This is a genomic window from Deinococcus aestuarii, assembly GCF_018863415.1.
GTDB classification, from domain to species: Bacteria; Deinococcota; Deinococci; order Deinococcales; family Deinococcaceae; genus Deinococcus; species Deinococcus aestuarii.
The window spans coordinates 39,752-57,798 of the sequence record NZ_JAHKSN010000003.1; the positions used below are offsets into that span (position 1 = coordinate 39,752).

An 18,047-nucleotide genomic window follows, 5' to 3' on the forward strand; every position below is an offset into this window, starting at 1 on the left:
GACACATGATCCCGCCCCGCCGCGCCGCATTCCTCGTGTGGGGCCTCGTGACGCTCCTCGTGGGCGCCGCGTGGCTCGTCACGTCGGCGCGGGGGGTGCAGACGCGGTTCGAGACGGGCGCGCGCATCCTGCACCGGGTGCTCTCGCAGCGCAGCGAGCAGCAAGAAGCCGTGCTCGCCAGCCTGACCGCCCTCACCCGCGCGGGGGTGGGGGGCGCGGCCCTGCACGAGTACGCCGGGGCGATGCGGGCGCAGTACCCGCAGATCGTTGGGGTGCAGCGCTGCCGCCCGGACTGCGTGGACCTCGGCCCGAGCGGCGCGGCGCTTCCCGCAGGCCCGCTCGCCCCCGACCCGGCGGGGTTGCGCTGGCACCCGGCGGCCCCCGCGCTCTACGCCCTCACGCGGGGGGACATGCGCGTCTGGGTGGATGCCCGGCGCCTGTTCCGGGCGGAGGATTTCACGGACCTGACCTCGGCGTTTCGCCTGCGCCGCCCGGGGAACGGGGCAGTTCTGGTCGAGCAGGCTGTGGGCGACCCGGCCCGCCCGGCGGACGGCCCGCTGCCGGTGCTGCGGGTGCGCAAGGTGCTCGGCGACGGGGGGCAGCCCCTCGTCTTCGAGGGCGAGCACCCGCTGCGCTGGGCCGAGTTGCCACTGGGGGGAGTGGCGCTCTTCGCCCTCCTCGCCGCGCTGGCTGCCGGGGGGTGGGCGCGCCTCGTCGAGGGGCGCGAGCGCGACCGCGCCGCCGCCCGGGAGGCCGCGCGGGCCCTCCAGGCGGAGCGGGCGCGCGCCCGGAGCGCCTTCCACGCCGTCAGCGAGGCGCTGGTGGTCACCGACGCCGGGCACCGGGTCCGCCTCGCCAACCCCGCCGCCCGCGCCCTGCTGGGAGACGCGCTCGCCGAGGGGCGCGACCTGCGTGAGGTGGCGCACTTCCGGGCCACCCTCGACCAGCGGCCCTTTGACCCGGACGCCTTTTGGAATCAGCCTGCGCCCGCCGAGCTGCCCGAGGGCATCACGCTCGTGACCGGGGCGGGCGCGCGGCTGGTGGAGGGGGCGCTGGCCCCGGTGCGCGGCGAGGACGGCGAGCGGGCCGGGTGGGTCCTCGTGCTGCGCGACGTGGGGCCGCCCCGTGCGCGGGTGGTCGCGGCGCTGGAGGCGAGCGAGCGGCGGCGGCGCGAGCACGAGCAGACCCTCGCCCACGTCACCAGGCTCTCCACCCTGGGCGAGATGAGCGCGGGCCTCGCGCACGAACTCAACCAGCCCCTCACCGCCATCGTGAGCCACGGGCAGGCCGCCCTGCGGATGCTCGCCGACCCGGAGCGCGACGAGGCGCGGGTGCGGCGGTCGGTGGAGGCCACAGTCACGCAGGCCAAGCGGGCGGCGGGCATCATCGCCCACCTGCGCGCCCTGGTGAAACGGGCCCCGGCTCAGCCCCGGCGGGTGGACGTGAACCAGGTCCTCGAAAACGTCGCCGCCCTCACCGCCCTGGGCACCGACCTCGCGGGGGTGACGCTGGACGTGCGCCCGGACCCCGCCCCCCTGATCGTGCGGGGCGACCCGGTGCATCTGGAGCAGGTGCTTCTCAACCTCGTGCGCAACGCGGTCGAGGCGGCGCGGGGGATGCCGGGGGCCGAGGTTTGGGTAGAGGCCCGGCGTCTGGGGGAGGACGTGAGGATCGAGGTGCGCGACACCGGGCCCGGTCTGGCGGAGACGGTGCGTGACCGGCTTTTCACCCCCTTCACCACCACCAAGCCGGGCGGGCTGGGGCTGGGCCTGTCGCTGTCGCAGACGCTCGTGCAGGGCATGGGCGGCGACCTGCGGGGGGAGAACGGGCCGGGGGGCGGCGCGGTCTTCACGGTGACCCTGCCGCCCGCGGTGGGGGAGGCCGTCCATGCCTGACCCCTCCCCCACCCGGCCTCCCGCCACCGAACCCACCGTGTTCCTCGTGGACGACGACGAAGCGGTGCGCGACGCCCTCGCCACCTTGATCGGCACGGTGGGGCTGGGCGTGCGGGACTACCCCGATCCGCGCGCCTTTCTGGCCGAGTTCGACCGGGAGGCGGTCGGCTGCCTGATCCTCGACGTGCGGATGCCCCACGTGAGCGGGCTCCAGCTTCAGGAGCAGCTCACCCGGGAGGGCGTGGACCTGCCCGTCGTCGTGATCACCGGGCACGGGGACATCGACGTATGCCGCCGGGCCTTCAAGGCGGGGGCGGTGGAGTTCCTCACCAAGCCGGTGGACGAGCTGGCGCTGCTGGAGGCGATTGGCCTCGGGGTGCGCACCCACCTCGCCCGCCGCGAACGGCTCGCCGCCACCCGGGAGGCGCGGGGGGCCGTCGCGGGCTTGACCGCACGCGAGCGCGAGGTGCTGCGGCTGATCGTGGAGGGCGCGAGCAACAAGCAGGCGGCCCGGGTGCTGGGCATCTCGGCCCGCACGGTTGAGACCCACCGCGCCAGCGTGTTCGGGAAGCTGGGGGTGGCCTCCCTCGCGCAGCTCGTCCGGGTGTACCTCACCAGCGTGGGCGAGGGTCCGTAGTTCTACGGAGGCCGCCCGGGGGGAACGCGAATGGTGCCGCGCCCCGCGTCCGCGCCAGAGTGGGCGCATGAAGCGAATCCTGCCCGCCGTGCTCGCCCTGAGCCTGCCCGCCGCCCTCGCCCAGACGGCCCAGCCTGCCCAGGCCACCCCGGCGCCCCAGCCCGTTCAACTCGCCACCACGCCGACCGTGACCCAATCCAGCCTGAGCACGTCCGCCGCCGTCCGGATCGCCCAGCTCGCCGTGCAAAACTGTGCTCAGGACGGCTACAACGTCACGGCGACGGTGGTGGACCGGGCCGGGATCACGCTCGCCGTCGCCCGCGCCGAGAACGCCGGGCCGCACACGGTGGACGCCTCATCCCGCAAGGCGTATACCAGCGCGTCGGCACGCAACGCGACCTCGGCCATCGCGGAGAACATCCGCACCAACCCCGCCTCCGCCGAACTCGCCCGCATCGACCGTTTCCTCGTGCTGGCGGGCGGCGCGCCCATCCGCGTGAACAATGCGGTCGTCGGCGCGGTGGGCGTGGGCGGCGCCCCCAGCGGCACCATCGACGAGAAGTGCGCGACCGATGCCGTCGCCACCGTCCTGGGCCGGTGAAGTTCCTCCTGCTGGCCGCCCTGCTCGCCCTCCCCGCGGGAAGGGTGGGTGGGGCGGCCTCTTCCTCCCAGGTGAGCCGAGTGACCCTGAACGCCGAGCTGATCGAGGCCGCCGGTCGTGGGGACGCGGGGGCGGTCCGCGCCCTGCTGGCCCGCGGCGCGTCCCCGGGTGCCCGCCGGGCCGATGGCCGCACCGCCCTGACCGCCGCCGCGCTGGGCGATCACGTGGCGGTGGCCCGCCTCCTCGTGGACGCCGGGGCCGACCCTGACCCCCAGGATCAGGCACGGAACAACGCGCTGCTCGTGACGGGTGAGACGGGCAGCGTGGCGATGCTGCGCGAGGTGCTGCGGGCGGGGCCGGACCTCACGCGCACGAACCGCTTCGGCGGCACCGCCCTCATTCCGGCGGCGGACCGCGGCCACGTCGAGTACGTGCGCGAGCTTCTCAAGACGGGGGTCAACGTCGACCACGTGAACAACCTGGGCTGGACCGCCCTGCTGGAGGCGGTGCTCCTCGGGGACGGGGGCCCGCGTCACACCGAGATCGTCCGGCTGCTGCTCGCGGCGGGGGCGACTTCCGACCTGGCGGACCGTGACGGGGTGACCGCCCTGGAACACGCGCGGCGCCGCGGCTACGGCGGGATGGTGGCCCTCCTGGCGGCGGCACACTGATCCGGGGGTGAGCAGGTCTGGTGGACGGGCTCCCGGGGGTGGGTGGCTGTCGTGGGCTTCGGGGAGAGGAACGCTGGTCCGTTCGCCCCACCGGACCGGAGCGCGTGCCCGGTGCGGAACCGGGCGCCCGGCTCGCCGCCCGGCGTGAGGCGGACCTGCGCGCCGCAGTCCCGCGAGGCCACCCGCCGCACGAGGAAGCCCGTGGAAACGGGGGGATGGGTCCGGGTCCCGGCGCCGGGATAGGCGGGGCGCGGGGTCCGGCAGGGGGCGACGAGAGGCGCCCGCTTCCGGGGCTCCGCAGCATCTCCTTGCGGCCACGACCCGGGTCCACCGCCCTCCCACGAGCACGCCGGGCGGGGACGCTTCCCGTCTTCGTCAGGTCAGTTGGCGAAGCGCTCCTGTGCGCTCATCTGTCTGAAACAATGTGCGGGGTGGCGCGGTCGCCCGGAGGGTGAGGACGACCCGGACCGCAAGGAGGAGGCAACATGGACCCGTTCGGCTCGGAGATGAGGACCCCACGCCTGCGGGGCCGCGTGGTGGTCGTGACCGGAGCGGCCGGCGGCATCGGCCGGGCCGTCGCCCTGATGGCCGCGGGGGAGGGCGCCCGCCTGGTCCTCGCGGACGTCGACCGCGGGGGCGGTGAGGAGACGGCCCGGGCTCTCTCGGGCGGGGGCGGGGAGGCCCTGTTCGTGCCCTGCGACGTGTCCGACGCGGCCCAGGTTCGCCACCTGATGGACGAGGCCAGCCGCCACTTCGGCGGCCTCGACGTGCTGGTCAACAACGCCGGGATCGCGGGCGACGCCGTGCCGCTGCACGACCTCGACCCCGACGCCTGGGACCGGGTGATCGCCGTCAACCTGCGCGGGCCCTTCCTGTGCGCGAAGTACGCCCTGCCCCTCCTGATGCGGGGCGGTGGGGGCGTGATCGTGAACGTCGCCTCGACCTACGGCCTGATCGGCGCGCCCCTCGCCCCGGCGTACTGCGCCTCCAAGGGGGGCCTCGTGAATCTCACCCGCCAGCTCGCCGTGGACTACGGGGGGCGGGGCGTCCGCGTGAACGCGGTCTGCCCGGGCTACGTCGACACCGACATGGGCGGGCACCGCGCCCGGCTCCCCGAGGCCGAACGTCAGGCCGCCCAACAAAGACGCGAGGCGAACGCGGCCCGCCAGCCCCTCGGCCGCCAGGCCCACGCCGACGAGATCGCCCGCGCCGTCGTGTTCCTGGCCTCGGGTGACAGCTCGTTCATGACGGGCTCGGTCGTCACGGTCGACGGGGGCTGCACCGCCACCTTCAACCACGGCACAGGCTGAGCCCCGGTGGCCGTGCGGAGGGCGCGGGGGCACTTCCGGGCAGCCCGGGGGATCAGGCGCCCTGCCCCGCGGAAAGCTCGACCACCGTCACGCCCGCACCCGGGAAGCGGTCCATCGTCACCAGAGCGTCCGGGGCGTCCTCCAGCCCGATCCTGCGGCCGATCAGGCGCTCCGGCCGCAGGGCCCCCCGCTCGATCAATCCCAGCATCTCGGGGTAGGCGTGCGCGGCCATGCCGTGGCTGCCGTAAATCTCCAGCTCCCGCGCGATCACCCGGTCCATCGGAAGCGGGGGATGCCGCTGCTCGCCCAGCAGGAGCCCCACCTGCACGTGCCGCCCCCGGGTTCGCAGGCTCTCGACGGACTGGAAGCACGTCTGCGGGTGTCCCAGCGCGTCGAGCGACACGCGCACTCCCCCGGCGGTCAGGTCCCGGATCGCTCCCACCACGTCCGGGGTCGTGCGGCTGTTGAGAACCACCTCGGCCCCGAGTTCGCGGGCCAGCGCCAGTTTCTCGTCGTCGATGTCCACCGCGACCACCCGCGCCCCGACCGCCGCGGCGATCATCACGGCCGAGAGCCCCACCCCGCCGCAGCCGTGCACCGCCACCCACTCCCCGGCCCGCACCCGTCCCTGCTGAACCACCGCCCGGAAGGACGTGGCGAAGCGGCACCCCAGGCTCGCCGCCGTCACGAAGTCGAGCGCGTCCGGCAGCCGCACGAGGTTCCCCTCCGCGTGGTGCAGGGCCACGTACTCGGCGAAGGAGCCCCAGTGGGTGAAGCCGGGCTGAAACTGGCGCTCGCACACCTGCTGATGTCCCGAGCGGCACTCCGGGCAGCGCCCGCACCCCGAGACGAAGGGCACGGTCACCCGGTCGCCCACCCGCCAGCCCCGCACGCCCCGCCCCACCGCTACCACCGTCCCGGCGAGTTCGTGACCGGGCACGTGGGGCAGGGTGATGTCGGGGTCGTGGCCCATCCACCCGTGCCAGTCGCTGCGGCACACGCCCGTCGCGCCGACCTGAACGACCACGCCATCGACCGGGGGTGTGGGGTCGGGGACGGTGACGAGTTCGGGGCGGGCTCTGAACTCGCGGTACAAGGCGGCTCGCATGGGGCTGACTGTAGCGGGTGGGGGGTCAGGCGGGGTCGGGGGGCCGCCGCACGCTTCCCAGGAGCCCCTCCAGCCTGCCGCCCAGCCACAGCGCCAGCGCGTCCTCCCCGGCAGGTGTGACGATCTGGAGGCCGACCGGCAGCCCCGCCCGGTCAAAGCCCCCGTTCACGCTGTGGGCCGGAAAGCCCGTGAGGTTGTGCGGCCCGGTGCGCCGCGCCTCCGCCGCGCCCTCGCCCTCCACCACCGCCGGATCCTCCTGCGGGGCGACCCAGGGAGCGGTCGGGGTCAGGATGGCCTCGACCTCCCCGAAGACCCGTGCGAAGCTGCGGGCCAGGTGGCGGCGGTACTGCCCGGCGCGCACGTGCGTCACGGCGGGCACCGCAAAGCCGAGTTCGAGCTGGGCGCGGGTGGCGGGGGCGTAGTCCTCCGGCCGTTCCGCGATCCAGCGGGCGTGAACCGCGCTCGCCTCGGGAAGCAGGACGTTCAGCAGCGCGGCGTCGGCGAGGTCGAGCCCCGGCACCTCAACGTCGGTCACGACGGCGCCCACCTCCCGCAATACCCCGCAGGCCCGGCCGAACACGTCCCTCACCCCGGCCTCCACCTCCGCCCCCTCGGTGTGGGTCCGCAGCACCCCCACCCGCAGCCCGCTCAGGTCCCGTTCCAGCGCGAAGGAGCGCCCCGTCAGCACCTCCAGCAGCACCCGCGCGTCCTCGCTCGTGCGGGCGAGGGGACCCGCGTGGTCGAGGGACCACGAGAGGGGGAAAACCCCGTCCAGCTCCACCAGCCCATAACTCGGCTTGAGCCCCGCCACCCCGCAGTAGGCCGCCGGGATGCGGATCGAGCCGCCCGTATCCGTCCCCACCGCCGCGAAGCACAGCCCCGCCGCGACTGCCGCCGCCGAGCCCCCGCTTGACCCGCCCGCCGTGCGCGACACGTCCCAGGGGTTGTTCGTCTGCCCGTGGTCCGGGTGGACGATCCCGTAGGCGAACTCCAGCAGGTTCGTCTTGCCGACGAGCACCGCGCCCGCCGTCTCTAACCGGGTCGTGACGGCCGCGTCCCGCTCGGGCACATGGTCCGCCCAGATGCGCGAGCCGCAGGTCGTGGGCACCCCCGCCACGTCCACGAGGTCCTTGAGGGCGACGGGGACCCCGTGCAGCGGCCCCCGGTCCAGGCCGCCGCGCAACTCCGCCTCGGCCCGCTCTGCCTCCAGAAGCGCCCGCTCCGCCGTGACGGTGATGAAGGCGTTCAGGACGGGGTTCAGCCGTTCTATACGTTCCAGGGTAAACCGCGTGACCTCACCGGGAGAGAGGGAGCCGTCCCGGTAACGCCTGCCCAGCTCGGCGACGGAGAGGAAGAGCACGTCGTCATCCACGGCGCTCCTCCGGCCAGGGCGGGCCCAGGGCGCTCAGCGGACCGAGGTCGAGTGCGGCGATCCGCGCGTCCCCCTCCAGGACCGACTGGAGCAGCGGCACGAGGTCCGCCGCCCGTTCCGGGGGTAACTCCAGTCCGGCGAGGCGGGCGAGCCTCCACACGAGGTCCGGCGTCAGGTCCTCGCTCATTTGGCGAGGTAGGTATTGACGAAGACGTTGTTGCCCAGGGGCGTCTGCACGAAGCCGCGCACGTTCTTCGCCAGCGCCACCGGGAAGGGCTGCTCGTACAGGAAGACCATCGGGGCGGCGTTCACGTAGAGGTTCTGGATGCGCTTGTAGAGGGCCGCGCGCCGCGCGGGGTCGGTCTCGCGCTGGCTCTGGGCGAAGAGGCTGTCCACCTCTTTACTTTGAAACCCCGTGTGGAAGGACTCGGCGGAGCTGTAGACCGCCGCGTAGGCCGTGAGTTCGTTGGGATCGGCGATGTCGTCGTTCCAGTAGTTCATCTGCATCTGGAAGTCGTTCGCCTGGTAGCGCCCGTTGGCGGTCGCGCTCTCAAGCTGTTCGATCTTGAGCTGAACGCCGAGTTGCCCCCACATCTGCTGAAGGGCGGTCGCCAGCGCGAGTTGATCCGCGTTCCCCGCCACGACCTGGAGGGAGAGGGACAGGCCCGGCTTCGCCCCCGAGGCCGCGAAAAGCTGCTTGGCCTTGTTCAGGTCGAACGTGTACGTGTTCTGCGGCGAGAAAAGGGGCGTGGCGCTCGACAGGTACGACCCCATCGGCTTGCCGTTCCCGAAGGTCACGAGCCCGATCAGGGCCTTCTTGTCCGTCGCGTAGTTCAGCGCCTGCCGCAGCTTGACGTTGGCGAGCGGATTGGCCGACCCGTCCTTGAGCCTCGGGCGGTTGTTGAGCACCACGAACGTCACCCGCGTCGAGGGGAAGAGCTGCATGTTGAGCTTGGGATTGGCCTTGAGCTCCGCCACCCGCGAGAAGGGGATGAACTCGGCGCCCTGCAACTCGCCCGCCTGGAGTTTGAGGATGCGGGTATTGTCGTCGGGGATGATCTCGAAGCGCACGGCGTCGAGGTACGGCAGGGGCTGGCCGTCCGCCCCCTTCTGCCAGTAACGCGGGTTGCGCTTGAGGGTCATGGAGGAGCCGCGCTTCCACTCGCTCAGGACGAAGGGGCCGGAGCCGACCGGCCTCTCCCCCACCGCCCGCGCCCGCTCGGCGTCCGTCTTGCCGGGCGCGTTCGCATAGAGCTTGCGGGGCACGATGGCCGAGTTGAAGGTCGCCAGCGCCGCCGTGAGGGAGGGGTCGGGGTTCTTGAGGGAGAGCACGACCTGATTGCCCCTCGCCGTCACGCTGGCGATGCTCCCGAGCAGGAAGTTCCACGCCCCGTTGTCGGGCTTGCGCGCCCGGTCGAGCGAGAACTTCACGTCGTCGGCGGTCACGGGCGAGCCGTCCGAAAAGGTCACGCCGGGGCGGAGGGTGAGAGTCAAGGTCTTCCCGTCCCCCGAGAAGCCGTAACTCGACGCCAGGCCGGGCCGCAGCCCCTTGCCCCCCGGCCCCGTCTGGATCAGCGTGTCGTAGAGGTTGGTCAGAATCCAGATGTCGAGGTTCGCGTCCGTGAACACCGGGTCGAGCAGCAGCGAATCCGCGTAGCGCCCGTACGTCAGCGTGCCGCCGCGCTGCGGGGCCGGAGTCTGTGCGCTCAGGCTGACGGAGGCGAGCAGGCAGGAAGCGAGCAAGAGGGTGGCGCGGCCAGGAAGGGTTCGCATGGGCAGCCTCCAGAACAGGGGGTGGGACGCGCGGAAGTGTTATGCCGAACGGGGCGGGTGTACTGGAAGGAGAGTGGCCCCATCGTTGTCCTTTCGGGCGATCCAGGCCATGATTCGTCCAGACATGCCGGTGGCCGCTTGACCACTGCGGAGTCGGCCGTTACAGTCTTCCATAACACCCTCATCCTCATGGCGTGACACCTCGGGTGCGCCCGGCGTTCGTTCCCCCCCCGCTCTTGTTCTCGGAGGTCCGCATGAACCGATTCGCCCGCCTGACGCTCGCCCTCGGTGCCGCCCTGACCCTCGGTTCCTCGCTCGCCGTGACGCGGGGCGGAACGCTGGTGTATGGCCGCTACGCCGACTCGCTCTTTCTCGACCCGGTGCTCAACGACGCCAACCTCGACATCTGGATTCTGACCAACCTCTACGACACGCTGCTCCAGCCCAGCCCGGACGGCCGCAGTGTCCGGCCCGGCCTCGCCACCCGCCAGGTGGTGAGCCCCGACGGCAAGACGATGACGCTGACCCTGCGGCCGGGCATCCGGTTCGCCAACGGCACGCCCATCACCGCCGGGGACGTGAAGTGGTCCCTCGACCGGGCGCGCAACCCGAATAACGGCGCGTGGAACGGCTCGCTGGCCTCGATCAACTCGATCACCGCCCAGGGCAACACGGTCGTGCTGAACCTCAAGAACCCCGACCCCACCCTGCCCGCCGCGCTGGCGACCTTCAACGCGGCGATCATGCCGCAAAAGCTCTTCACCGCCGCCCCCGGCGGGACCGACGCCGAGAAGGCCAAGGCGTTCGCGGAAAAGCCCGTCGGCTCGGGCCCCTTCGTCCTGAGCGAGTGGAAGCGCGGCTCGTACATGGTCCTCAAGCGCAACCCCTACTACTGGCAGCGCGGCGAGGACGGCAAGGCCCTGCCGTACCTCGACGCCGTGCGTTTCGAGATCATCCCCGACGACAACACGCGCATCCTCAAGTTGCAGGCGGGCGAGTTGCAGGGCGCCGAGTTCATCCCGCTCTCGCGCGTGGCGGAGCTGCGGAACAACCCCCGGATCAACATGCAGCTCTTCCCCTCCACCAAGGTCAACAACATCCTGATGAACAACCGCCCGAAGCTGAATAGCGGGGCGGCCAACCCGATGTCCGACGTGCGGGTGCGGCAGGCGCTGAACTACGCGACGAACAAGGACGCCCTGATCCAGGTCGTGACCTACGGGACGGGCAAGCCGATGCGGTCGTACATGTCGGCCACCACGCCGCTGTTCGCCGCGCAGCCGGGCTACCCCTACGACGTGAACAGGGCCAGGCAGCTCCTCCAGGCGGCGGGCTTCGGCAACGGCTTCGAGGTGACCTGCCTCGCCACCTCGGGGAGCGCCGACGACCTCGCGCTGCTCACGGCCCTCCAGCAGATGTGGGGGCAGGTCGGCGTGCGGCTCAAGATCGAGCAGCTCGACGCGGCCACGAAGACGGCCCGCTACCGCGCCAACGACTTCCAGATGCGGACCGCCGCGTGGACGAACGACATCAACGACCCCAGCCAGATCACGAGCTACTTCGCGATCTACGACAACGTGGAGAGCCTGCACACCGGCTTCAAGAATGCCGAGGTGGAGAGGCTTTTCGCGCAGAGCCAGGCCGAGACGAGCGCCATCAACCGCGCCTCCCAGTACCGCCGCATTCAGGACATCTACATGAAAGCCGCGCCCATCGTCTTCCTGTACGAGACGCCGTACCCGGTCGCGCTGGCGAAGAACGTCCGCAACTTCGTGCAGATTCCGCTGGGCAACAACATCTTCACGGCCACGTCGCTGGAGAAGTGAAGAGGGGGCTCTGACGAGCCGTTTTTCTGCACGCCAGGCCCGCTCACCCTCACCCCGACCTCCCCCCTCTGCCTCGCGGCTTTGCGAGTCAAGGGGGAGGAGTGAAAAGCTTTTGCCCGGTGCTCCCGTGATGCGGCGCCCACCTTCCGAACCACGTTCCCAGAGGTTCCTATGCGATGGACCTACGTCCTCACGCGCCTGCTGCAAATGATTCCCACGCTGATTCTCGCGGCGGTGCTGGTGTTCATCCTGGTGCGGCTGCTGCCCGGCGACCCGGCGAGCGCCATCCTGGGCGACCGCGCCACGCCCGAGATCGTGGAGCGCACCCGGCGTGAACTCGGCCTCGATCAGCCGCTGGTCGTGCAGTTCGCGCGGTTCGCCGGGCGGCTGCTCCAGGGCGATTTCGGGATCAGCACCAGCCTCAAGGTGCCCGTGCTGCGACTCATCGCCGAGCGGCTGCCCGTCACGCTGTTTCTCACCGTGTACGCCGCCGTCCTGGGGGCGCTGCTGGCGGTGCCGCTCGCGGTGCTGGCGGCGGTGCGGAGGAACACCTGGGTGGACGGGGTGATCCGGGCGGTCTTTCAGGTCGGCCTCTCGCTGCCGGTGTTCTACATCGCCCTGCAACTGCTCACCCTGCTGGGCGCGCGGCTGGGGTGGTTTCCCATCGGCGGGTACGGTGAGACCTTCGGCGAGCACCTGTACTACCTCTTCCTGCCTGCCCTGACGCTGGGCTTCAACCTCGCGGCGGTGCTCATGCGGACCCTGCGCGCCTCGGTGATCGAGGTGCTGACCGCCGAGTACGTGGATTTTGCAAGAGCAAAAGGGTTGCGTTCGCGGGTGATCATGACGCGGCACGTCCTGAGGAACGCGATGATCTCCACCGTCACGCTGCTCGGGCTGAACATCGGGGCGCTGATCGGCGGGGCGGTGATCACCGAGAGCGTGTTCGCCATCCCGGGCGTCGGGCGGCTGATGGTGGACGCGATCTTCGGGCGCGATTATCCGGTGATCCAGGGGTTGACGCTGATGTTCGCGGTGCTCGTCTCCCTCGTCTTCCTGATGACCGACCTCGTGCACGCCCGCCTCGACCCGAGGGCGCAACATGCTTAGGGGCGCGGACGCGGCGGCCACCGCACCGCTGCCGAGGGCCTCGGCGCGGCGCTTCCGGCCCAAGCCGACCCTGGTCGCGGGGCTCGCCATCCTCGGCGTGCTGATCTTCGCGGCGCTGTTTCCCGGCGCCCTCGCCACGCACAGCCCCACCGACTTCGACTACACCGCGATCCTCAAGGGGCCGAGTGGGGCGCACCTCTTCGGCACCGACAACTTCGGGCGCGACGTGTACTCGCGGGTGGTGTACGGGGCGAGGATCGACCTCCAGATCGCCCTGTTCACGACCCTCTTTCCCTTCCTGTTCGGCAGTCTGATGGGCGCGGTGACGGGCTTCACGGGCGGGTGGCTCGACGCGGTGTTCGGGCGGCTGGCCGATCTGGTGGTCGTGTTTCCCTTCCTGGTGCTCGTGATCGCCATCGTCGCGGTGCTGGGGCCGGGGCTCGGCAATCTCTATCTGGCGGTGAGTGCGGTGGGCTGGGTGACCTACTGGCGGCTGGTGCGCGGGGAGGTGCTGGCGCAGAAGAGGGCCGAGTACGCCCAGGCCGCGCGGGTGATGGGCTACAGCCCGTCGCGCACGCTGCTGCGCCACCTGCTGCCGAACGCGATCACGCCGAGCATCGTCTACCTGATGACCGACATGAGCCTGGGTATCCTGCTCGGGGCGTCGCTGGGGTACCTGGGCCTGGGCGCGCAGCCGCCGACCCCCGAGTGGGGCGTGATGGTCGCGGACGGCAAAAACTTCATGGCGAGCGCGTGGTGGGTCTCGACCTTCCCCGGCCTGGCGCTGACGCTCGCGGGCGTCGGCTTCAGCCTGATCGGCGACGGCCTCGCGGACGCCCTGAGGCCCCGGTCATGACGGCGACGCTGACGGACACGACCCTCTCCGTGCGCGACCTCCAGGTGCGCTTCGTCACCCCACGCGGGGTCCTGAACGCGGTCCGCGGCGTGACCTTCGACCTGCGACCCGGCGAGGTGCTGGGGCTGGTAGGTGAGTCGGGCTCAGGCAAAAGCGTGACCCTGCGGGCCCTGCTGCGGCTGCACCGGCCACCCACGCAGGTGAGCGGGGAGGTGCACTGGAACGGGCAGAACCTCCTGGCCCTCCCCGAGCCCCGGCTGCGCTCCGTGCGCGGCGGGCAGATCGGCATGATCTTTCAGGAGCCGATGACGGCCCTCAATCCCGTGCTGACGGTGGGCGAGCAGATCGGCGAGAACCTGCGGGAACACGCCCGGCTGACGGGCCGCTCGGCGCGGGAGCGGGCGACCGAACTCCTCGACCTGGTGGGCATTCCCGCCCCCGCCGCGAGACTGCGCGACTACCCCCACCAGTTCTCGGGCGGGATGCGCCAGAGGGCCATGATCGCCATCGCGCTCGCCTCCGAGCCGAGGGTGCTCCTCGCGGACGAGCCCACCACCGCGCTCGACGTGACGATCCAGGATCAGATTCTGCGGTTGCTGCTCCGGCTGCGCGACCAGATGGGCATGAGCCTGATTCTCGTCACGCACGACCTCGGGGTGGTGGCGCAGACCTGCGACCGGGTGGCGGTGATGTACGCGGGGAAGCTGGTGGAGACGGCGCCCGTCCAGGGGCTCTTCCGCGCGCCGAAACACGCCTACACCCTGGGCCTGCTGCGCTCGCTGCCGGAGGGGGGAGACCGCCGGGTGCCCCTCCAGCCCATCCCCGGCTCGCCGCCCAACCTGCTCGCCCTTCAGGACGCCTGCCCCTTCGTGCCGCGCTGTGCCTACGCGACCCTCAAGTGTCAGGTCGGGGAGCCGCCGCTTATTGAGGTCGCCCCCGGTCGCTTCAGCGCCTGCGTCCACCACGAAGAGCTGCCGAGGCCGGAGGTGCGGGGATGACGGCTTACGAGAACGTGGTCGCCGCCGAGCAGAACGCACCCGGCGAGGTCATCCTCACCGTGCAGGGGCTGAACAAGTTCTTCCCGGCGCCGTACTCACCGATAGACCGGCTGCGCGGCGTTCCAAAACGGGTCGTCCGCGCCCTCAACGACGTGAACCTCGACGTGCGGCGGGGCGAGACGCTGGGGCTGGTGGGCGAGTCGGGGTGCGGCAAGTCCACCCTCGCGCGCTGCCTGGTGCGGCTGCATACCGCCGATGCGGGCAGCGTCACCTTCGAGGGCCGGGACGTGCTGGGGCTGAGGGGGTCGGAGCTGCGGGCGTACAACCGCCGGGTGCAGATGATCTTCCAGGACCCCTTCTCGTCCCTCAACCCACGCATGACGGTGGGGCAGACGTTGCGTGAGGCGCTGAGCGTGCACAAGATGCGTCCTCCTGCCGAGATTCCCGCCCGGGTGCGCGAACTCCTCTCCCTCGTCGGCCTGCCCCCGGAGGCGGAGGGACGGCTCCCCCACGAGTTCTCGGGCGGGCAGCGGCAGCGCATCGGCATTGCCCGCGCTCTCGCCGTCGAGCCCCAGTGCCTCGTCGCGGACGAACTCGTCTCGGCCCTCGACGTGAGCGTGCAGGCGCAGGTCGTGAACCTGCTGCTGGAGTTGCAGGAGCGGCTGGGGCTGACGGTGCTCTTCGTCGCGCACGACCTGCGGCTGGTGCGTCACCTCTCGCACCGGGTCGCGGTGATGTACCTGGGGTCGGTGGTGGAGGTCGCGGGCACGGACGACGTGTTCGAGCGGCCCAAGCACCCCTACACCCAGGCCCTCCTCGCCGCCGCCCCGAAACTCGACCCCGCGCACCGGACGGACGCGCCCGCCGTGGAGGGCGAGATTCCCAGCCCCCTGAACGTGCCGAGCGGCTGCCCCTTCCGCACGCGCTGCCCGCACGCCTTCGAACGGTGTGTAACGGAAAAGCCTGCGCTGCTGGAGACAGACCCGGGACAGTACGTCGCGTGTCACCTGTACGACCCACGCCCGGGGCAGGTCGCCCGATGAATCCGGCGGCCTCTGCCCAGGAGACGGCGGCGCGCTTCGCCTTCCACATCGACCGCTCGCTGGCGGTGCCGGTGGGGGTGCAACTGCGCGGGCAGATCGAGTACGGGGTGGCCTGCGGGGAGATTCCGCGCGGGGCGCAGATGCCCTCCGTGCGCGAACTCTCGCAAGACCTCGGCCTCGCGCACGTGACGGTGGCGGGCGTGTACAAGGAGCTGGGGCAAAAGGGGCTGCTCACCACCTCGCCGGGGCGCGGCACCTTCGTCGCGGACGGGCAGGGCACGCCGGGGCGGGACCTCGCGGGGCTGCACCGGGCGGTGGAGCGGCTGCTCGCGGAGGCGGAGCGGCTGGGCTTCACCCCGGGGGAGGTCTCGCAGGCCCTGGGAACGCGGCTGGGCCGTCCGCGCAGCCCCGGGCGCCCGCTGCGCCTCGCCTTCGTCGGCATCTTCCCGGAGGCGACGCGCTTTTACGTGGACGAGCTGCGAATGCGGCTCCCACCCGGGGACCGCATCGAGGCGCTGACCGTGCAAGACCTCCTGAACGACGCGGTGGCGGCCCGCGCGTCGGAGGCCGACCTCGTGGTCACCCTCGGGCACCGGGAGGCGCAGGTGCGCGACCTGCTGGGCGGGCCCCCCGTCGTGTCGGTGCAGTTCATCCCGGCGGACTTCACCCGCACCGCCCTCGCCGCCCTGAGTCCCCTGACGCGGCTGGGGCTGGTCGTCACCTTCGAGGACTTCCTGCCCACCATGCGGGCGGGGGTCTCGCGCTTCGCCCCGCACATCGACCACGTTCGGGCCGTCACCCTGGGCAGCCCGGAGCTTCCCGAGCTGCTGCGCGGCAGCGACGTGATCGTGTACGCCACCGGCTCGGAGCGGGTGGTGGCCGAGCTGCCCAGTGGCACCCAGGCCTTCGAGTACCGCCACGTCCCCGACCCCCGCGCGGTGGAGGCCCACCTCCTGCCCCTGATCGAGGAGCGGCGGATGCGGCTCGACGCCCAAGACCGTGCCTCCGAAGAAAGGACTCCCGATGCGAATTGACGACATGAACTGGATGCAGGTCGAGGAGCACCTGACCCGCGACGACCGCTGCGTGCTGCCCCTCGGCAGCACCGAGCAGCACGCCTACCTCAGCCTGTGCGTGGACAACACCCTGCCCTCGAAGCTGGCCCAGGACGCCGCCGAACCGCTCGGGGTGCCCGTCTTCCCGGTGCTGCCCTACGGGATCACGCCGTATTTCCGCGCCTACCCCGGCTCCGTCACGCTGCGGGTGAGCACCTACCTCGCCGTCGTGCGCGACCTTCTCGACGGCCTGTTCGAGACGGGCTTCCGCCGCATCCTGATCGTGAACGGGCACGGCGGCAACTCGCCCGCGCAGGGCTTCGTCGGCGAGTGGATGGCCGACCACCCGGAGGCGCGCGTCAAATTCCACAACTGGTGGAACGCGCCGCGCGTGTGGGCGAGGGTGCAGGAGACCGACCCCAACGCCTCGCACGCCTCGTGGATGGAGAACTTCCCCTGGACGCGGCTGGAGGGCGTGAGGCTCCCCGACGGGGAGAAGCCGATGGCGGACCTCGACCGCCTGCGCCTGCTCCCTCCCCGCGAGCTGCGCGACTACCTGGGGGACGGCAACTACGGCGGCAAGTACCAGCGCCCCGACGAGGACATGCGGGCGATCTGGGACGTGGCCGTGCAGGAGACGCGCGACCTGTTGGAGGGTGGCTGGGGCGAGAACTCGGCGCCCGCCCCCGTCGGCTTCGGGCGGGGGCGACCATGAGGTTGCTGATCTGGGGAGCGGGGGCCATCGGAGGAACCATCGGGGCGCATCTGGTCCGTGAGGGGCACGACGTGACCTTCGTGGACCGGGCTGCGGAACACGTGGACGCGCTGAACACGCAGGGGCTCAGGATCGAGGGGCCGATCACCGGGTTCACCGTCCCCGCCGTCGCCGCCACCCCCGAGGGCCTCACCGGGCAGTGGGACCGGGTGCTCCTCTGCACCAAGGCGCAGGACACCGAGGGGGCGGCCGTCGCCCTCGCGCCCCATCTCTCGCAGGGCGGGTGCGTCGTGTCGGTGCAAAACGGGCTCAACCCCCTCACGCTGGCGGAACACTTCGGGCCAGAGCGCGTGCTGGGCAGCTTCGTCAACTTCGGCGCGGACTACCTCTCGCCGGGCGTGATTCACTACGGGGGGCGGGGCGCGGTCGTGATCGGCGAACTCGGCGGGACAATGAGCGACCGGGCGCGGGCCCTGTACGCGGCGTTTCAGCAGTTCGAGCCCAACGCCGTCCTCACCCCCAACATTCTCGGCTACCTGTGGGGCAAGCTCGCCTACGGGGCGCAACTGTTCGCCACCGCCCTCACCAACGACGGGATCGCGGACGCCCTCGCCCGGCCCGAATACCGCCCCCTCTACAGCGAGATCGCCCGCGAGGTGCTGCGGGTGGCGACCGCCGGAGGGATCAGGTTGGAGGGCTTCAACGGCTTCGACCCGACCGCCTTCCTGCCCGGCGCGTCCGAGGAGACCTCCCAGCGCTCCCTGGACGACATGGTGGCCTTTAACCGGAAGAGCGCCAAGACGCACAGCGGCATCTGGCGCGACCTGGCCGTGAGAAAACGGCGCACGGAAGCGGACGCCCAACTCGGTCCCATCGTCGCCTTCGGGGAAAGGTGGGGCGTACCGACTCCCCTCACCGCCCGATTGATCGAACTCGTGCACGATCTGGAGGAGGGGCGGCGGGCTTTCGGCACGGCCAACCTCGACGAGTTGCGCGCCGTGATGGCGGTGCGGGCGTGAGGCGAGCCGCGTCCATTTCCGTCCGGTTCGGTGGTGTTCCGAACCGGACTCCACTTCC

General features: G+C 71.7%; 17 protein-coding genes. 13 read left to right on the plus strand and 4 right to left on the minus strand.

Annotated features, from left to right (window positions below; genetic code table 11):
* Nucleotides 1-5: 5 nt before the first annotated feature.
* From IC605_RS06170 to IC605_RS06190, 5 genes are all read left to right on the plus strand, one after another.
* On the plus strand, nt 6-1,895 hold the full coding sequence (locus IC605_RS06170) for a sensor histidine kinase (protein WP_216320473.1): 1,890 nt from the start codon (nt 6-8) through the stop codon (nt 1,893-1,895).
* The gene (locus tag IC605_RS06175) at nt 1,888-2,532 is read left to right on the plus strand and encodes a response regulator transcription factor (RefSeq protein ID WP_216320475.1); all 645 of its coding nucleotides are present in this window, start codon (nt 1,888-1,890) and stop codon (nt 2,530-2,532) included. Before IC605_RS06170 ends, IC605_RS06175 begins: the two co-directional genes overlap by 8 nt.
* A 67-nt stretch (nt 2,533-2,599) precedes the next feature.
* On the plus strand, nt 2,600-3,133 hold the full coding sequence (locus IC605_RS06180; RefSeq protein ID WP_216320476.1) for a GlcG/HbpS family heme-binding protein: 534 nt from the start codon (nt 2,600-2,602) through the stop codon (nt 3,131-3,133).
* Nucleotides 3,130-3,804, plus strand: a complete 675-nt coding sequence (locus IC605_RS06185) for an ankyrin repeat domain-containing protein (RefSeq protein WP_343216525.1) — start codon at nt 3,130-3,132, stop codon at nt 3,802-3,804. Before IC605_RS06180 ends, IC605_RS06185 begins: the two co-directional genes overlap by 4 nt.
* Nucleotides 3,805-4,289: 485 nt before the next feature.
* Nucleotides 4,290-5,114 (plus strand): SDR family NAD(P)-dependent oxidoreductase, encoded by an 825-nt coding sequence (locus tag IC605_RS06190; protein WP_216320478.1) that lies wholly within the window; start codon nt 4,290-4,292, stop codon nt 5,112-5,114.
* Nucleotides 5,115-5,166: 52 nt separating this feature from the next.
* Here IC605_RS06190 and IC605_RS06195 read toward each other — a convergent pair whose 3' ends face one another.
* The 4 genes from IC605_RS06195 to IC605_RS06210 are packed head-to-tail and all read right to left on the minus strand — an operon-like array spanning nt 5,167 to nt 9,367.
* Complete coding sequence (locus tag IC605_RS06195) at nt 5,167-6,222, minus strand: zinc-dependent alcohol dehydrogenase family protein (protein WP_216320480.1); 1,056 nt, start codon at nt 6,220-6,222, stop codon at nt 5,167-5,169.
* Nucleotides 6,223-6,247: 25 nt separating this feature from the next.
* Nucleotides 6,248-7,594, minus strand: a complete 1,347-nt coding sequence (locus IC605_RS06200; RefSeq protein WP_216320482.1) for an amidase — start codon at nt 7,592-7,594, stop codon at nt 6,248-6,250.
* The gene (locus IC605_RS06205; RefSeq protein ID WP_216320484.1) at nt 7,587-7,781 is read right to left on the minus strand and encodes a hypothetical protein; all 195 of its coding nucleotides are present in this window, start codon (nt 7,779-7,781) and stop codon (nt 7,587-7,589) included. The genes IC605_RS06200 and IC605_RS06205 overlap by 8 nt, the downstream gene beginning before the upstream one ends.
* Nucleotides 7,778-9,367, minus strand: coding sequence for an ABC transporter substrate-binding protein (locus IC605_RS06210; RefSeq protein WP_216320486.1), 1,590 nt, complete (start codon nt 9,365-9,367; stop codon nt 7,778-7,780). Before IC605_RS06210 ends, IC605_RS06205 begins: the two co-directional genes overlap by 4 nt.
* 254 nt (nt 9,368-9,621) lie before the next feature.
* On the opposite strand from IC605_RS06210, the gene IC605_RS06215 reads away from it, so the two are divergent.
* The 8 genes from IC605_RS06215 (at nt 9,622) to IC605_RS06250 (ending at nt 17,989) form a co-directional block, all read left to right on the plus strand.
* Nucleotides 9,622-11,193: an ABC transporter substrate-binding protein gene (locus IC605_RS06215; RefSeq protein ID WP_216320487.1), complete on the plus strand. Its 1,572-nt coding sequence runs from the start codon at nt 9,622-9,624 to the stop codon at nt 11,191-11,193.
* Nucleotides 11,194-11,364: 171 nt separating this feature from the next.
* Nucleotides 11,365-12,303 (plus strand): ABC transporter permease, encoded by a 939-nt coding sequence (locus IC605_RS06220; RefSeq protein ID WP_216320489.1) that lies wholly within the window; start codon nt 11,365-11,367, stop codon nt 12,301-12,303.
* The gene (locus IC605_RS06225; protein WP_216320491.1) at nt 12,296-13,159 is read left to right on the plus strand and encodes an ABC transporter permease; all 864 of its coding nucleotides are present in this window, start codon (nt 12,296-12,298) and stop codon (nt 13,157-13,159) included. Before IC605_RS06220 ends, IC605_RS06225 begins: the two co-directional genes overlap by 8 nt.
* Nucleotides 13,156-14,157, plus strand: a complete 1,002-nt coding sequence (locus IC605_RS06230) for an ABC transporter ATP-binding protein (protein WP_216320494.1) — start codon at nt 13,156-13,158, stop codon at nt 14,155-14,157. Before IC605_RS06225 ends, IC605_RS06230 begins: the two co-directional genes overlap by 4 nt.
* Complete coding sequence (locus tag IC605_RS06235; protein ID WP_216320496.1) at nt 14,154-15,200, plus strand: ABC transporter ATP-binding protein; 1,047 nt, start codon at nt 14,154-14,156, stop codon at nt 15,198-15,200. Before IC605_RS06230 ends, IC605_RS06235 begins: the two co-directional genes overlap by 4 nt.
* A complete protein-coding gene (locus IC605_RS06240; protein ID WP_246580496.1) occupies nt 15,197-16,234 on the plus strand; it encodes a GntR family transcriptional regulator in 1,038 nt (345 codons plus the stop codon). The genes IC605_RS06235 and IC605_RS06240 overlap by 4 nt, the downstream gene beginning before the upstream one ends.
* A complete protein-coding gene (locus tag IC605_RS06245; protein ID WP_246580497.1) occupies nt 16,224-16,970 on the plus strand; it encodes a creatininase family protein in 747 nt (248 codons plus the stop codon). The genes IC605_RS06240 and IC605_RS06245 overlap by 11 nt, the downstream gene beginning before the upstream one ends.
* A complete protein-coding gene (locus tag IC605_RS06250; RefSeq protein WP_216320498.1) occupies nt 16,967-17,989 on the plus strand; it encodes a ketopantoate reductase family protein in 1,023 nt (340 codons plus the stop codon). Before IC605_RS06245 ends, IC605_RS06250 begins: the two co-directional genes overlap by 4 nt.
* Nucleotides 17,990-18,047 lie beyond the last annotated feature (58 nt).

Bases quoted from the DNA above. Each gene is read 5' to 3' on its own strand.
- IC605_RS06180 (WP_216320476.1), top strand. From the start codon at position 2,600: ATGAAGCGAATCCTGCCCGCCGTGCTCGCCCTGAGCCTGCCCGCCGCC.
- IC605_RS06225 (WP_216320491.1), top strand. From the start codon at position 12,296: ATGCTTAGGGGCGCGGACGCGGCGGCCACCGCACCGCTGCCGAGGGCC.
- IC605_RS06215 (WP_216320487.1), top strand. From the start codon at position 9,622: ATGAACCGATTCGCCCGCCTGACGCTCGCCCTCGGTGCCGCCCTGACC.
- IC605_RS06240 (WP_246580496.1), top strand. From the start codon at position 15,197: ATGAATCCGGCGGCCTCTGCCCAGGAGACGGCGGCGCGCTTCGCCTTC.
- IC605_RS06205 (WP_216320484.1), bottom strand. From the start codon at position 7,781: ATGAGCGAGGACCTGACGCCGGACCTCGTGTGGAGGCTCGCCCGCCTC.
- IC605_RS06230 (WP_216320494.1), top strand. From the start codon at position 13,156: ATGACGGCGACGCTGACGGACACGACCCTCTCCGTGCGCGACCTCCAG.
- IC605_RS06235 (WP_216320496.1), top strand. From the start codon at position 14,154: ATGACGGCTTACGAGAACGTGGTCGCCGCCGAGCAGAACGCACCCGGC.
- IC605_RS06175 (WP_216320475.1), top strand. From the start codon at position 1,888: ATGCCTGACCCCTCCCCCACCCGGCCTCCCGCCACCGAACCCACCGTG.
- IC605_RS06250 (WP_216320498.1), top strand. From the start codon at position 16,967: ATGAGGTTGCTGATCTGGGGAGCGGGGGCCATCGGAGGAACCATCGGG.
- IC605_RS06195 (WP_216320480.1), bottom strand. From the start codon at position 6,222: ATGCGAGCCGCCTTGTACCGCGAGTTCAGAGCCCGCCCCGAACTCGTC.
- IC605_RS06170 (WP_216320473.1), top strand. From the start codon at position 6: ATGATCCCGCCCCGCCGCGCCGCATTCCTCGTGTGGGGCCTCGTGACG.
- IC605_RS06220 (WP_216320489.1), top strand. From the start codon at position 11,365: ATGCGATGGACCTACGTCCTCACGCGCCTGCTGCAAATGATTCCCACG.
- IC605_RS06245 (WP_246580497.1), top strand. From the start codon at position 16,224: ATGCGAATTGACGACATGAACTGGATGCAGGTCGAGGAGCACCTGACC.
- IC605_RS06190 (WP_216320478.1), top strand. From the start codon at position 4,290: ATGGACCCGTTCGGCTCGGAGATGAGGACCCCACGCCTGCGGGGCCGC.
- IC605_RS06210 (WP_216320486.1), bottom strand. From the start codon at position 9,367: ATGCGAACCCTTCCTGGCCGCGCCACCCTCTTGCTCGCTTCCTGCCTG.